Here is a 14665-nt window from a genome sequence, read left to right on the forward strand (position 1 = left end):
GCCACCAGAGTGCTCCGGGGCCGCCTTCTCGCCGTCGCCCCGCGCCCGGAGTCCTGTTGCGGCGAACGCTCCTGCGGTCAGCGCGGGATGCCCGCGTCATCGAGGTATCGGTGCATGACTTCCGTGGGAAGGCTCGGGTTCCTGAGGGCGTGGGAGGAGGTCTCCGCGTTCCCGCAGCTTCGGAGGATGAGGTCGACGGGCAGCGCGGGGTGCTCGGCCGCCATGGCACGTACACGATCGTCGGGGTCGGCGAGCAACCGGACCACGGTGTCGACGGGCGCTTCGGGATCGAGCCGCACCAGCCGTCGTTTCTCCGGATCCGGGTCGTCGGCGAAACGTCGTCCACTGCCCGCACGCGGGAAATTCGGGTGCTGCAGCAGATCACCCTTCGTGATGACGTCGCAGTCCAGATACGTCTGCAGCACCACCTCCCCGTCGACGGTCGGCTGGTTCTCACACAGCAGGAGTCGCACCGGGTGGTCGTCGTCCCTCGAGAGCAGGTCGACGGCGTCGGCGGGCAGGTGCCGGCTGTGGGCGGCGCTGCGCCGCAGCAGGATGTTGGCCGACCCGGCGCATCGCCGAAGGACGTCGGGGTCGGTGCAGAGACGAACCCATTCGACGGGAGCGAAACGATCCAGCGGGCCGATGGTGACGTCGATGGCGGTGCGTTCGGCCTCTGTCAGCTCGGGGCGTACCGAGACCGCCAGCCGGACGCTGTGCGCCTCGTCGTTCGCCAACGGCCTGACGATGTCGAGGGGAACGTTGAGGTTGGCCGCCAGCTCCCGGCGGTCCCCCACTGCGGGGCTTGCCGCGAGCTGTTCGGCGGTCGCCTTTCTCATCGCGCCGTGCCGGATCACCTCCTGCCTGGCGAGGTCGCTGATTTCCCCGCCGAGAAGGAGGTCCGTGCAACTCGCCTCATCGCGGCAGGCCTTCATCATGGCCGCCTGACGGACCCCGTCATCGGAGTCGCGGAGCAGACGGCTTCGCGTGTCCTCGGGAAGCAGGGCCCACTCGCGGCAGGCTGCCTGCCGGAGGACCGCGTCCCGGTGGTCGGCAAGCCCGGCGACCAGGCTCGGTGCCGTGTGGCGGGAGAAGGCCGCGCTTCGGCGGACCGGCAGTTCCGGATCAGCGAGCAGGCGCTGCTGAGCGGCCGGGGGCAGTGGCTGCGCGGGGTCGCGCAACCATTCGGGTCCGATGGCCAGATGATGGCGGACACGTGGATCGGGATCGTCCACGAGCCGTGCGCGTTGCTCCGCCGTCACCGCGCCGTTCCCGGTGAACACCGCCCGCAGCCTGTGGTCGGGATGTGTGACGATGGCGTCGACCACCTCGTCCGGCAGAGGGCGCCAGGCGATCGCGTCCCACGCCGCTTTCGCCTCCCGGCACAGCAGTCTCGTCAGCACCTCTGCCGGGGCCGCGGGATTTCGCGCGATCGCGTCAAGGGTGCCGCGGTGACCGCGATCTCCGGACATGGTGGCCCCCCCCGTTCGCCGGCGAGCGTCGCGGCCCATGGATTGTGGGCATGCCACGTGTACCGGGTCAACGTCGGCGAACACGCTCCGCTCCCCTCCGGAACCGCCCGGCCACTTCCGTCGGGGGAGCCTGGTCGATCACCCGGACCTCGGGCCCGACGTGCCCTCTTCCCGGTGGGCGAGAAGCCGGCGGGTGCGGCGCTGTACGCCCCACCCGCCGCCCCCGGCCGGAAGTGCTTCCTCACCGTCCGGCGCGCGTACGAGGGGCTCGACGACCGGTGTCGTCCGGCTGACCGGGAGGTCTCGGCAGGGGGTCGCTGTAGCGGTGGGCGGCGATCCGGGCGTCGTGCTGTGCGTTGAGCAGGCGGATCAGGAGGACCCCGATGCCGATCGCAAGGACGATCGCCGCGATGAGGACGAGGGTTTCCACGAAACTCACCTCCAGGTGTTTCCGGGCAGCGGGAGGGCGCGTCGGCCTGCGAGGCTCCCGAAGGGGGACATGCAGGCCCCGCCCTCGCCCTCCCAACTGGCTTCCCGGCGCAGGCCGTCGCGAATACCGCGCCCGATCGCGGCTTCGTCGGCCATCAGGTCTCCGGCGGTGAGGACGCTCCCGGGGATCGCCGCGGCGGCCATCAGGCGGGCCGCGGCGGCGGGCTCCGTCTCGGGCGGGATCACCAGCAGGTCCCAGCGGCCGGCGGTGTAGGAGAGCAGAATCAGCTTGTCGGGGTGCTGTTCGGTGAACCAGCCCACATGCACGGCGTGCCCGGCCACAGGCACCTTGCGCGGTATGACGGGCCAGCGGGTGGGGTTCACGGTGACGCGTGTGATGCGTCCCCAGACTTCGTCGAGTACGGCCGCGAGCGGCGGAAGCTCCGCCTCGAGATCGCGCGAGTAGGGCCACCAGGCGCCGTCGAGCCGGCCGGCGAGGGTGGTCTTCGGGGTGAGCGACAAGCGTGCCGGGAGCTCTGCGGCGAGGTCGCGCGGCGCGGTCCGGTCGAGGGTGGTGGTCATGGTGCGGACCTGCCCCCGGGCTGCCCGTCGGCAGCCCGGTTTTTCGTGATCGCCGGAAACGACACCCGCATGAAGGCCGGTGTGCGAAGTGCTCCCGGTACTTTCATTGTACATCCGTTCGGCGGGACAAGGCCGTCTCGACCAGGTGTCTGTCGTATGTCGAGACGCCCTCACCCGGCCACAGCGGGTTCCGCCGCGGTGGCCGCCGACTCCCCGAAGACCTCGGCGGATTCCGGCAGCACCCACCGGCGTTCCACCCACCCCGGCGTGCCGAGTCGCGGGCGAACAGCCGCACGTGACAGCGGCGTTGGAACGCCTGCTGAGCGGTGGCACCCGGCCGGTCCGGCTCACGAACCAGTACGGCCCCCGCCGGGCCTCGCCGCGGGCCGTGGGTCACCCGCTGCCGGCGCCGCCCCTCGGGGCACGCCCCGGCGCCGCTGTCGCCGTCACCGACGCCGACAGCGCCCGCGCGGCCGGCGATCTCGCTGCTGTCGGGGTCTCCGCCGGTCCCCGCGGGTCGCGTCCCGCTCCGTTCGTCCTCGGCCGTCAGCGCAAGGTGAAGCACGTCACCGTCCGTTCGCGTTGGCCCGTACCCGTCCGGCGGGTAGGTTCCAGCGATCACGGGGGAGGACATTCCCACCGCCCCGAGCGCAGATTTCCCTTCCGCACCCTCTTCTGACGAGAGATACAGGACATGTCTGCTCAAGAACGCTCACAGCGTCCTCCCCGGCGTATCGGCGTGGTCGCCGAGTCCGTCTCCGGGGAGACGCGGATCGCGGCGACCCCGGCAACGGCGCGACTGCTGCTGGGCCTCGGCTACGAGGTCGTCGTCGAGTCCGGGGCCGGCGAGGCCTCCGGCTTCGGTGACCAGGCGTACGCCGACGCCGGCGCGGGGATCGGCGAGGCCTGGGACGCGGATGTCGTCCTCAAGGTGAACGCCCCCTCCGAGACGGAGATCCGCCGGTTGCGAAGGGGCGCCACCGTGGTCGCCCTGCTGAGCCCGGCCCAGAACCCCGAGCTGCTCCGGGCGCTCGCCGACGCCGGGGTGACCGCCCTGGCGCTGGACGCGGTGCCGCGCATCTCGCGGGCCCAGTCGATGGACGTGCTGTCCTCGATGGCCAACATCGCCGGCTACCGCGCGGTCGTCGAGGCCGCGCACGTCTTCGGACGGTTCTTCACCGGCCAGGTCACCGCGGCGGGCAAGGTGCCGCCGGCGAAGGTGCTGGTGGCCGGCGCCGGCGTGGCCGGGCTCGCGGCGATCGGCGCCGCCTCCAGCCTCGGCGCGATCGTGCGCGCCACCGACCCGCGGCCGGAGGTCACGGACCAGGTGAAGTCGCTGGGCGGCGAGTACCTGCCGGTGGAAGTCGCTCAGGAGGCGAGCACCGACGGCTACGCCAAGGCGACCTCCGCCGATTACGACCGCGCCGCCGCCGAGCTCTACCACGAGCAGGCCAAGGACGTGGACATCGTGATCACCACCGCGCTGATCCCCGGCCGGCCGGCACCGCGCCTGCTGACGGCCGAGGACGTGGCCGTCATGAAGCCGGGCAGCGTCATCGTCGACATGGCCGCCGCGATGGGCGGCAACGTCGAGGGCACCGTGCCGGGACGGACGGTGGTGACCGACAACGGCGTCACCATCATCGGCTACACCGACCTGGCCTCCCGGCTCCCGGCCCAGGCGTCGCAGATGTTCGGCACCAACCTGGTGAACCTGATGAAGCTGCTCACCCCCGGCAACGACGGGCAGCTGACGATCGACTTCGACGACGTCGTGCAGCGGGCGGTGACCGTCGTGCGCGACGGTGACGTCACCTGGCCGCCGCCGCCCGTCGCGGTCTCGGCCGCGCCCGCCGCGCAGCCCGCGGCCGCGCCCGAGGCACCCGAACCGAAGCAGCCGAGGCTGACGCCCGCGCGGCGCTTCGGCCTGATCGGGCTCGGGATGCTCGCGCTGTTCCTGCTGGTGGCCTTCGCTCCCGCGCAACTCGCCGGAAACTTCACGGTGTTCGCGCTGGCGGTGGTCATCGGCTACTACGTCATCGGCAAGGTGCACCACGCGCTGCACACCCCGCTGATGTCGGTGACCAATGCGATCTCCGGGATCGTCGTGATCGGCGCCCTGCTGCAGATCGGGCACGAGAGCCGGATCGTCACCACGCTGTCCTTCGTGGCGATCCTGCTGACGAGCGTCAACATCTTCGGAGGCTTCGCCGTCACCCGCCGCATGCTGTCCATGTTCTCGAAAGGCTGAGCCGAGATGACATCCCTGACGGCTTCACACGCTGCCGACCTGGTCGCCGCCCTGCTGTTCATCCTCAGCCTGGCCGGCCTGTCCCAGCACCGCACCTCCCGCGCCGGCGTCGTCTACGGCATCGCCGGGATGGCCCTCGCCCTGGTCGCCACCGTGGTCGTGGCGGCGCAGAGCATCACCGCCGGGGCGGTCGCGCTGATCGTGCTGGCGATGGCCCTCGGCGCGGCGACGGGCCTGTGGCGGGCCCGCCGCGTCGAGATGACGCAGATGCCCGAACTGATCGCCGTCCTGCACAGCTTCGTCGGCCTCGCCGCGGTGCTGGTGGGCTGGAACAGCTACCTGGAAGTGGAGTCCCACGGCGCGGCGCAGACCCGTGTCGGTGCCGACCTGCTGGGCATCCACCACGCCGAGGTGCTCATCGGGGTCTTCATCGGCGCGGTCACGTTCACCGGCTCGGTCGTCGCGTTCCTGAAGCTGTCGGCGCGCATCAGGTCCGCTCCCCTGATGCTGCCGGGCAAGAACGCGCTGAACATCGGCGCGCTCGCGGCGTTCGCCGGGCTGACCGTCTGGTTCACGATCAGCCCGAACCTGCCCCTGATGATCGCGGTGACCGTACTGGCGCTGGCGCTCGGCTGGCACCTGGTCGCCTCGATCGGCGGCGGCGACATGCCGGTCGTCGTCTCCATGCTGAACAGCTACTCGGGCTGGGCGGCGGCCGCGGCCGGCTTCCTGCTCGACAACAACCTGCTCATCGTCACGGGCGCGCTGGTGGGCTCCTCCGGCGCCTACCTGTCGTACATCATGTGCAAGGCGATGAACCGCTCGTTCCTCTCCGTCATCGCGGGTGGCTTCGGCATCGAGGCGCCGTCCGGCGGCGAGCAGGACCACGGCGAGCACCGCGAGGTGCGGGCCGCGGAGGCGGCCCGGATGCTGGCCCAGGCCCGATCGGTGATCATCACGCCCGGATACGGCATGGCGGTCGCGCAGGCCCAGCACCCGGTCGCGGAACTGACGCGGCGGCTGCGCGAGCAGGGTGTCGAGGTCCGCTTCGGCGTCCACCCCGTCGCCGGGCGCCTGCCCGGTCACATGAACGTGCTGCTCGCCGAGGCGAAGGTGCCCTACGACATCGTCCTGGAGATGGACGAGATCAACGACGACTTCACCGAGACCTCGGTCGTCCTGGTGATCGGCGCCAACGACACCGTCAATCCCGCCGCCACCGACGACCCGAGCAGCCCGATCGCCGGCATGCCGGTGCTGCGGGTCTGGGAGGCCGAGCAGGTCATCGTCTTCAAGCGCTCCATGGCCTCCGGCTACGCGGGCGTGCAGAACCCCCTCTTCTTCCGCGAGAACAGCGGCATGCTCTTCGGCGACGCCAGACAGAGCGTGGAGGAGATCCTGCACGCGCTCGGCACCGACGGCCGACGCGACGCGCCCCCGGCCCCCCGCCAGACGACCGTGGCCGGCCACTGACGGGCGGAGGGCCGGGGCGAGTGCCCCGTCAGCGGCGGATCAGACCGAGTTCCGTGGCGACGGCGACGGCGGCGGTGCGGGAGTCGACGTCGAGCTTGGCGTAGACACGGGCCAGGTGGGACTTGACGGTTCCTTCGGTCAGGTGGAGGCGGGCGCCGACGGCCTGGTTGGACAGGCCCCCGGCGACCAGGGTGAGGACTTCCGTCTCGCGCCGGGTCAAGGCGGCGCCGGGGGTGCGCAGCCGGTGCATCAGCCGGTCCGCGACGCTGGGCGCCAGGACGGTGCGTCCCGCCGCGGCGGTGCGCACGGCGGTGGCCAGGTCCTCGGGCGGGGCGTCCTTGAGGAGGTAGCCGGTGGCACCGGCCTCGATCGCGGGGAGGGTGTCGGCGTCGGTGTCGTAGGTGGTGACGATCAGTACGCGGGGGCCGTCCGCCAGGGCGGTGATCCGGGCGGTGGCCTCGGCGCCGTTCATTCCCCCGCCGAACTGGAGGTCCATGAGGACCACGTCGATGTCGCCCCGGGCGGCGCGGGCGACGGCCTCCTCGGCGGTGGCGGCCTCGGCCACCACGTCGATGCCGTCCTCGGTCTGCAGTACGGCGCGCAGCCCGGCCCGGACCACGGGGTGGTCGTCGGCCACGAGCAGGCGGATGGGGTGGTCGGTCACGGACGGGCCTCGGGTTCGGAAGGGGGGACGAGGGGCAGCCGGGCGGCCAGGGCGGTGCCGTGGCCGGGGGCGGAGTCGACGGTGAGGGTGCCTCCGAGTGCCCGGACGCGGGCGCGCATGGCGGCCAGGCCGAACCCGCCGCCCTCAGGGCCGGGTTCGGGCGGACGGGCGGGGTCGAAGCCGCGTCCGTCGTCGACGACGTCGAGGACGGCCTCGTCGCCGGCGTAGCCGAGCGTGACGTCGACGGCGGTGGCCCCGGCGTGCCGGACGGTGTTCGCCAGGGCGGACTGGGCGATGCGCAGCAGCGCGACCTCGTGCGCGGTCGCCAGCGGTACCGGGGTGCCGGTGAGGTGGAAGCGTGCGGTGAGCCGGTGCCGGGCGCCGGTGGTGGCGCACAGCCGTTCCAGGGCGCCGGCCAGGGTGGCGCTCTCCAGGGCGGGCGGACTGAGGGCGACGACGAAGCGGCGGGCCTCGGCGAGGTTGTCGACGGCCGCCTGCCGCGCCTGGTCGACGTAGTGGGCGGCGTTCTCCGGCGCGTGGGGGAGGGCCCGTTCGGCGGCGCGGAGCAGGAGCTGGATGCTGGAGAAGCCCTGCGCGAGGGTGTCGTGGATCTCGCGGGCCAGGCGTTCGCGCTCGGCCAGCACCCCGGCGGTGTGCTGGACGCGGGCCAGGTCGGCGCGGGTGGCGGTGAGCTCCTCGATCAGGCGCCTGCGCCGTTCACTCTCCCGGTACAGGGCCTCGTACCCCCACACCACCGCGACGGCGACGGCGGCGCCGAGCGCGGGGCCGATGGCCATGGCCGGGCTGAAGGAGTCCTGACGGACGGCGAAGCCGGTGACGGCCGCCACCGCGGTGGCGGCCACGGCGGCGAGCCCGGCACGGCGCGGCAGCAGGTGCAGCTGGAGGAAGTACAGCGGGAACGCCACCCACACGGCGTCGGGGGACAGGGCCAGCAGCACCAGCCACACCGTGCCCACGGCGGCCAGCCACCAGGCGGCGGCGGGCCGGGAGGAGCGGACGCGCGGCACGAGCGGCCCGGCGGCGTACACCAGGCCGCAGGCCGCGGCCGCGGCGACGACCACCCCGGCATGAGGCCGGCCGGCGGTGAGGGCCCGGCCGGCGGCCAGGGCGAGCAGGCAGGCGATCAGCAGGTGCAGGCACCAGGCCAGCGCCCGGGTGATCGGGGTCGGGGTGGGGGCAGCGATGTTCACAGTGCCTCCCAGGCTACGAAGACGAGCTCCCGGGGGCCTCCATCGAAAGGTACAAACCGCATGCCGTCTTCCGGCCCGTGAAATGCGGTCCCGCGCCGGACGCGCACGCCGGGAGCCGACGGCGACAGTGGGGACGTACCGCTTCCGCCGTGGGAAAGGACCGACAACGGCCGTGTTCGTCGCCTGGAGAGACCTCAAGTTCGCGAAGGGACGCTTCGCCCTGATGGGGACCGTCATCGTGCTGATCACCCTGCTGGTCGGACTGCTGTCCGGGCTGACCGCCGGTCTGGGCCGGCAGAACACCTCCGCGATCACGTCCCTGCCCGCGGACAGGATCGCCTTCCGCGCTCCCGCCGGCGGGCAGGACCTGTCGTACTCCGACTCCACCGTCACCGAGCAGCAGTGGCGGCAGTGGTCCGAGGCGCCCGGAGTCGAGAGCGCCGAACCGTTGGGGATCACCCTCACCAAGGCCACCGCCGGAGACAGGAGCACCGGGGTCTCCGCGTTCGGCGTCGAGCGCGGCTCCCGCCTCGCCCCGGCGAGCGGCAGGATCGACGACGAGTCGGTGGTGCTGTCCACCGCGGCCGCCGACGCCCTCGGCGTCGAGGCCGGCGACCCGCTCACCCTGGCCGGCCGGGAGCTGAGGGTGGCCGCCGTGCGGGGCGACGCCCACTTCAGCCACACCCCGGTGATCTGGACCAGCCTGGACACCTGGCGGCGGACCGCGCCGCCCACCGAGGACGGTGCCGGCCCGACCGCCACCGTCATCGCCCTGAACACCGACTCCCGGGCCGATGTGGCGGCCACGGACGAGCAGGCCGGCACCAGGACCGTCTCCCTCGACGACTCACTGCCCGCGATCGGCTCCTACGCCTCCGAGAACGGTTCCCTGCAACTGATGCGCGGCTTCCTGTTCGCCATCTCCGCCCTCGTCATCGGCGCCTTCTTCACCGTGTGGACGATCCAGCGCAGCGGTGACGTCGCCGTCCTCAAGGCCCTGGGCGCCTCGACCGCCGGCCTCCTCGAGGACGCCCTCGGCCAGGCCGTCGTCCTGCTCACGGGCGGCACCCTGCTCGGCACCGGCCTCGCCGCCGCGCTCGGAGCACTGGTCGCCGGACCGGCCGTGCCGTTCCTCCTCAGCCCCGCCACCGTCCTCCTCCCGGCCGCCGTGATGATCCTCCTCGGCGCGCTCGGGGCCGCGCTGTCCGTCCAGCGCATCACCTCCGTCGACCCGCTGACCGCCCTGGGGAGCGCCCGATGAGCCTCGACCTGACCGACGTCACCCTCACCTACGCCGACGGCGACACCCGGCTGACCGCTCTCGACAAGGTCGGCCTGGAGGTCCCCCGGGGCAGCCTGACCGCCGTGGTCGGCCCTTCCGGCTCCGGCAAGTCCAGCCTCCTGGCCGTCGCCGCCACCCTCGTCACGCCCGACGCCGGCACCGTCACCATCGACGGCACCCCCACCACCGGCCTGAGCCGCGGCGAACTCGCCCGCCTGCGCCGCCGCAGGATCGGCATCGTCCTCCAGCAGCCCCACCTGATCGCCTCGCTCACCGCCGTCGAACAGCTCCAGGTCATCGCCCAGATCGACGGCCGCAAGCCCCGCACCGTCCGGGACCGGGCCAGGGAACTCCTGGACGCGGTCGGCCTGGCCGACCAGGCCCGCCGACGCCCCCACCAGCTCTCCGGCGGCCAGCGCCAACGCGTCAACATCGCACGCGCCCTCATGAACGACCCCACCGTCCTGCTGGTCGACGAACCCACCAGCGCCCTCGACCACGAACGCGGCGCCGCCGTCATCGACCTGATCACCCGTCTCACCCACGAGCGGGCCACCGCCACCGTCCTGGTCACCCACGACCCCGCCCACCTCACCTCCGCCGACCGGATCGCCGAAGTCCGCGACGGAAGGCTCACCTTCCCGGCGGCGGCCGGCCGATGGGTGGGAGGAGGCCCGCCCACCGGAGCGGCTTCGCGCCGGTGAGCCCCGACTTCCGCACCCGGTGCACCGACCGACCCGGTGCACCGGCTGGCTGGAGGGCCGATGAACACGCGTCACGTGAACATGCGTCACGTGAACACGCGTCACGTGAACACGCGTCACGCCCTGCTGTCGCGGGGGCACCGCGAGTGCGAGGTCCGCCTCACGACGCCAGGAGCCGGCGCTTCTGCTCCTCGAACTCGCTCTCCGTGAGCACCCCCTGGGCCTTGAGGTCACCGAGCTGCTTCAGCTGTTCGATCTTGCTCGTCATGTCGGTCGCCGGCGGTTCGGCGTGGGCCTGCGGCTGGGGCGTCGTCCCGTATCCCTGCTGTGCCGCCCATCGCCCCTGCTGACGTCGGGACACGCGGTTCGACACGGCGGTCGCCGTTCCGGCGACGACGGCGGTGCGGGCGACCCCGCGGATGAGTCCTGGCATGACTGGTTCCCTTCTGCGTCGGGGACCTCGGTGGCCGGTCAGTGCGCGGCTTCGGTCTCGTCGAGGGCGGCGACGAGGGCCTGGACGGGGACGCGCCCGGAGGCGACCAGCCTGGCTCCGCCGCGGCGCAGGGCGGCGGCGAAGGGCGCGGCCCACACGTTCTCGTAGACCAGGATGCCGGCGGAACAGCCGGGTTCCAGCGCGGTGGCCGCCTCCTCGATGTCGTCCTGGCCCAGCAGCCCCGAGGACGCGCCCTTGAAGACGGCCAGGTCGAGTTCGCCGTCGCCGGTGAGGTCGGCGACCTCCATTCCGGTCACGGATCCGTCGTCGTCCTTCCTGACGAACGTCAGGTCCAGGATCCGGATGATGCCGCGGTCCACCAGGTCGACCAGGAGAGGGAGACCCTCGCCGGTCATGCGGTTCCCGGGGAACTCGACGACCAGGTAGTCGATGGGTCCCACTTCTTCGAAATCGTCGCTCATGGCGTCATCTCCGAGGTGTGCGGCTCGCTCCCCCCGGTCGCCCGCCCCCGCCCCCATTGCAGCACCGCCCCACCGGCCCCGCACCTCGGTACGCCGTTCACCCGCCTGGTTCGCCCAGGTCGCACGTTCCGCGTCGGACGGATCTGCTGGTGACCATGAGCGACAGCGGTGGCGAACAGCTCTCGGCAGGGGAGCGCGGTGAGCTCGGCGAGCTGCGCCGCCGGGTCAGGGCACTGGAAGCCGCCGGGCCCGCGGGGGCCCACCGGCACCATCCGCTGCGCTCCCTCGGCTCGGCCCTGCTGATCCTCGTCGCGGCCCTGCTGGCGCTGCTGTCCGTCGTGGCGGTGTGGGCGAACAGCATCGTGCAGGACACGGACCGCTACGTCGCCACCGTCGCACCGTTGGCGAGCGATCCCGATGTGCAGAAGGCGGTCACCGACCGGGTCACCGACGCGGTGCTGGCGCAGGTCGACGTGGACGCGCTGGTCAAACAGCTCACCGACGCGGCCGCGCAGCAGGGGGTCCCGCCCCGGGTGACCCGGTTGCTGGGCGATCTGGACGGCCCGATCGAGAACGGGCTCAAACAGCTGGTCGGCAGCACCGTGGAGCGGGTGGTCACCAGCAGCGCCTTCGAGACCGTCTGGGTGAACGCCAACCGCAGGGCGCACTCGGCACTCGACAAGGCCCTGACAGGACAGGCCGACGGACCGGTCGAGCTGAAGAACGACCAGGTCGTCGTCGACCTCGGGCCGATCGTCGCCGAGGTCAAGGACCGGCTGGTCGCCGCCGGCTTCTCGCCCGCCGCGAAGATCCCGGACGTCCGTACCGACTTCGTGGTGTTCGCGTCGCAGGACATCGGCGAGATCAGGACCTATGTGCGCGTGCTGGAGATCCTCGGCGGCTGGCTGCCCCTCGTCGCCCTGCTGGTCGCCGCCGCCGGGGTGTACGTGGCGTTCAACCGCCGGCACGCGCTGATCGGGACCGCGCTGGCCGTGTTCGTGGCCATGCTGGTTCTCGGCGTCGCCCTCACCGTGACCCGGGACGTCTACCTCGACCGTCTGCCGGCCGGTGTGTCCCAGGCCGCCGCGGGGTCCGTGTACGACGCGCTGGTCAGGTTCCTGCGGGCCGGCGTGCGGGCGCTCGCCGCGGTCGCCCTCTTCACCGCCGCGGGCGCCTTCCTGGCCGGGCCGTCCCGGATCGCCGTCCTCACCCGGACCGGCTGCCGCAGGAGCATCGGCGCCCTGCGCGGCACGGCGACCTCGGCGGGGCTGCGTCTGGGTGCGGTCGGACGGTTCGTCCACCGTTTCAAGCGCTGGATCGGGGTGGCCATCCTGGCGATCGCGGCCGTCGTCCTGTTCACCTGGAGCTACCCGACCACCGCGGTCGTGGTGTGGACGGCGGTCGTCACACTGGTGGGCCTCGCGATCCGCGAGTTCCTGGACGACGACCACGCTGACCCCTCCACCCGGCCTGCGGGCCGGGCCACCGCCCTGTGACCCGGCTCGCCGGGTTCCCCCGCCGGGGATACGTTGGGTGCGGGAGCCCTGTGAGCCGGCCGTGCCGCGCGGCGCCGATCCCTCGGCACGGTGGGCGCGGAGTCCGCTCCGAGAACCCGTCCCGGCGGTCTGCCGGGACCGGCCGTTCCCCCGCGCGGCAGAGCGCCTCACAACCGCCCTGCCCGGAGGCGACCTCGCACTGGAGCCACTGCCATGACCGAGAGCCACCTGGACGCACACGCGGTGCACCGCACCCCGCAGGAGCGAGCCGCGCTCGGCAGGACGGCGCGGGCCACCGTACCCCGCTCCAGCCACGCGGAGTTCGAGCCCGGGCGCAAACGCCCCGACCCGTTGGAGATCATCGGACGGCAGTCGGCCACGCGGCTGCCCGACCTCGTGCCCGTCCGCTACGGAAGGATGTCCGAGTCCCCGTTCCGCTTCTACCGGGGGGCCGCCGCCATCATGGCCTCGGACCTCGCGGGCACGCCGACGACGGGGATCCGGACCCAACTGTGCGGCGACGCGCACATGCTGAACTTCCGGCTGCTGGCCTCGCCCGAGCGCCGCCTCATGTTCGACATCAACGACTTCGACGAGACGCTGCCGGGCCCCTGGGAGTGGGACGTCAAGCGCCTGGCCGCCAGCCTCGCCATCGCCGGCCGCTCGAACGGCTTCAGCACCAAGGAGCGGGCCGCGATCGTACGGGCCACCGTGCGGTCCTACCGCGAGAGCATGCGTTCCTTCGCCGGGATCGGCAACCTGGCCGTGTGGTACGCCCAGTTCGACGTGGACTGGGTACGGGCCCGGTTCGGCGCGGACCTGTCCGCGCGGGGCCGCGAACGCTGGGGGCAGGCCGTGACCAAGGCCCGTTCGCGCGACACCCTCCAGGCTTTCGCCAAACTCACGCGTGTCGTCGACGGCAGGCGCCGCATCACCCCCGATCCTCCGCTCGTCACCCCGCTCGAGGACCTGCTGCCGGACGACCGCCGCGGCCGGCTGGAGAAGCAGATCGGCCGGCTGATCGAGTGTTACGGCAGGACCCTGCCGTCGGACCGGCGGTTCCTGCTGGAGCAGTACCGGGTGGCCGACATGGCGCGCAAGGTCGTCGGGGTCGGCAGTGTGGGCACCCGGTGCTGGATCGTGCTGCTGCTGGGACGGGACGACGAGGATCCGCTGTTCCTCCAGGCCAAGGAGGCCGACGAATCGGTGCTGGCACCCCACGTCGGGGACACCGGGTTTCCGACGCAGGGGGAGCGGGTCGTCTCCGGGCAGCGGCTGATGCAGGCCACCAGCGACATCTTCCTGGGCTGGGAGCGGGTCGAGGGGATCGACGGCCGTCAGCGGGACTTCTACGTACGGCAGTTGCGGGACTGGAAGGGGGTCGCCGTGGCCGAGGACATGGTGCCGCGGGGCATGCGGACGTTCGGCGCCCTGTGCGGCGCGACGCTCGCCCGCGCGCACGCCAGGTCCGGTGACCGCATCGCCATCGCCGCGTACCTGGGCGGCGGCGACTCCTTCGACCGGGCCCTGGTGACGTTCGCCGAGCGCTACGCCGACCAGAACGAACGGGATCACCAGGCACTCGTCGACGCCGTCGGCGCCGGAAGGCTGCCCGCCGTGGCGGCCTGAGGAGGCCCCGGGCCCGGTCACGTCGGGCTCGGCCCCCGCTCAGGGCAGGACGTTCGCAGGGGTGCGTGCGGTGTCGCGCACGCGGGCCGCGTCCCGGCTCGCAGGTGCGCCGAACGGGCGGCGGTACTCGCGGCTGAACCGCGAGGGATTGTCGTAGCCGACGCGGTGCCCGACGGAGTGCCGCCGTCGGGGCGGGGGTGTCGCCGGGACCGGCCCGCAGCAGCAGTTCGGTGACGGCGGACGGTTCCGGCGGGAGCCCGAAGCCCAGGGCCGGCTGCTCGGGGTGTGCCCGTGTGATCTGCCCGGTGGCGGGCAGACCGGCGGATGCGACCGACTACGCCACCCGCATCCGGGCGGCCGGCGGGCAGGCCGAACTCCACGTCCGGGCGGGCGGCTTCCACGGCTTCGACGCCCTGTACCCGCAGGCGCGCATCTCGGCCACCGCCCGCCGGACCCGCACCGCGTGGCTCGCCCGACTGCTGACCGCATGAGCCGGGAACGCGGGCCCTGGGGGAGCGGGGAGGGCCGGCACGTTGCCGATCCGCGAGCCGGGACGG

General features: G+C 72.8%; 13 protein-coding genes and 1 pseudogene. 7 read left to right on the top strand and 7 right to left on the bottom strand.

Annotated features, from left to right (window positions below; genetic code table 11):
• Nucleotides 1-77: 77 nt before the first annotated feature.
• The 3 genes from ACH4N1_RS32425 to ACH4N1_RS32435 form a co-directional block, all read right to left on the bottom strand.
• The gene (locus tag ACH4N1_RS32425; protein ID WP_398103459.1) at nucleotides 78-1472 is read right to left on the bottom strand and encodes a hypothetical protein; all 1395 of its coding nucleotides are present in this window, start codon (nucleotides 1470-1472) and stop codon (nucleotides 78-80) included.
• A 241-nt stretch (nucleotides 1473-1713) separates the two neighbouring features.
• Nucleotides 1714-1902, bottom strand: coding sequence for a hypothetical protein (locus tag ACH4N1_RS32430; protein ID WP_398103462.1), 189 nt, complete (start codon nucleotides 1900-1902; stop codon nucleotides 1714-1716).
• Between the two features lie 5 nt (nucleotides 1903-1907).
• Complete coding sequence (locus tag ACH4N1_RS32435; protein ID WP_398103465.1) at nucleotides 1908-2483, bottom strand: DUF5994 family protein; 576 nt, start codon at nucleotides 2481-2483, stop codon at nucleotides 1908-1910.
• A gap of 694 nt (nucleotides 2484-3177) precedes the next feature.
• On the opposite strand from ACH4N1_RS32435, the gene ACH4N1_RS32440 reads away from it, so the two are divergent.
• Together ACH4N1_RS32440 and pntB are read left to right on the top strand one after the other, a co-directional pair.
• A complete protein-coding gene (locus tag ACH4N1_RS32440; protein ID WP_398103468.1) occupies nucleotides 3178-4734 on the top strand; it encodes a Re/Si-specific NAD(P)(+) transhydrogenase subunit alpha in 1557 nt (518 codons plus the stop codon).
• 6 nt (nucleotides 4735-4740) lie between these two features.
• Nucleotides 4741-6207 (top strand): Re/Si-specific NAD(P)(+) transhydrogenase subunit beta, encoded by a 1467-nt coding sequence (pntB, locus tag ACH4N1_RS32445; protein ID WP_398103471.1) that lies wholly within the window; start codon nucleotides 4741-4743, stop codon nucleotides 6205-6207.
• Between the two features lie 28 nt (nucleotides 6208-6235).
• Here the strand turns inward: pntB and ACH4N1_RS32450 are convergent, their stop codons facing one another.
• Together ACH4N1_RS32450 and ACH4N1_RS32455 are read right to left on the bottom strand one after the other, a co-directional pair.
• Complete coding sequence (locus tag ACH4N1_RS32450) at nucleotides 6236-6871, bottom strand: response regulator (RefSeq protein WP_398103474.1); 636 nt, start codon at nucleotides 6869-6871, stop codon at nucleotides 6236-6238.
• The gene (locus ACH4N1_RS32455; protein ID WP_398103477.1) at nucleotides 6868-8082 is read right to left on the bottom strand and encodes a sensor histidine kinase; all 1215 of its coding nucleotides are present in this window, start codon (nucleotides 8080-8082) and stop codon (nucleotides 6868-6870) included. Before ACH4N1_RS32455 ends, ACH4N1_RS32450 begins: the two co-directional genes overlap by 4 nt.
• A gap of 172 nt (nucleotides 8083-8254) precedes the next feature.
• Between ACH4N1_RS32455 and ACH4N1_RS32460 the strand changes: the two genes are divergently transcribed.
• A complete protein-coding gene (locus ACH4N1_RS32460) occupies nucleotides 8255-9343 on the top strand; it encodes an ABC transporter permease (protein ID WP_398103480.1) in 1089 nt (362 codons plus the stop codon).
• Complete coding sequence (locus ACH4N1_RS32465; RefSeq protein WP_398103483.1) at nucleotides 9340-10068, top strand: ABC transporter ATP-binding protein; 729 nt, start codon at nucleotides 9340-9342, stop codon at nucleotides 10066-10068. The genes ACH4N1_RS32460 and ACH4N1_RS32465 overlap by 4 nt, the downstream gene beginning before the upstream one ends.
• Nucleotides 10069-10228: 160 nt before the next feature.
• Here ACH4N1_RS32465 and ACH4N1_RS32470 read toward each other — a convergent pair whose 3' ends face one another.
• Nucleotides 10229-10501, bottom strand: coding sequence for an SHOCT domain-containing protein (locus ACH4N1_RS32470; RefSeq protein WP_398103486.1), 273 nt, complete (start codon nucleotides 10499-10501; stop codon nucleotides 10229-10231).
• Nucleotides 10502-10539: 38 nt separating this feature from the next.
• Nucleotides 10540-10983 (bottom strand): DUF6325 family protein, encoded by a 444-nt coding sequence (locus ACH4N1_RS32475; RefSeq protein ID WP_398103489.1) that lies wholly within the window; start codon nucleotides 10981-10983, stop codon nucleotides 10540-10542.
• A gap of 155 nt (nucleotides 10984-11138) precedes the next feature.
• On the opposite strand from ACH4N1_RS32475, the gene ACH4N1_RS32480 reads away from it, so the two are divergent.
• From ACH4N1_RS32480 to ACH4N1_RS32490, 3 genes and pseudogenes are all read left to right on the top strand, one after another.
• Nucleotides 11139-12479, top strand: coding sequence for a hypothetical protein (locus ACH4N1_RS32480; RefSeq protein WP_398103492.1), 1341 nt, complete (start codon nucleotides 11139-11141; stop codon nucleotides 12477-12479).
• Nucleotides 12480-12692: 213 nt separating this feature from the next.
• Nucleotides 12693-14108, top strand: coding sequence for a DUF2252 domain-containing protein (locus ACH4N1_RS32485; protein ID WP_398103495.1), 1416 nt, complete (start codon nucleotides 12693-12695; stop codon nucleotides 14106-14108).
• 329 nt (nucleotides 14109-14437) lie between these two features.
• A pseudogene (locus ACH4N1_RS32490) lies at nucleotides 14438-14599 on the top strand (alpha/beta hydrolase); the annotation flags it as partial.
• Nucleotides 14600-14665: the final 66 nt, after the last annotated feature.

The organism is Streptomyces sp. NPDC017202 (genome assembly GCF_044331705.1).
GTDB lineage: Bacteria > Actinomycetota > Actinomycetes > Streptomycetales > Streptomycetaceae > Streptomyces.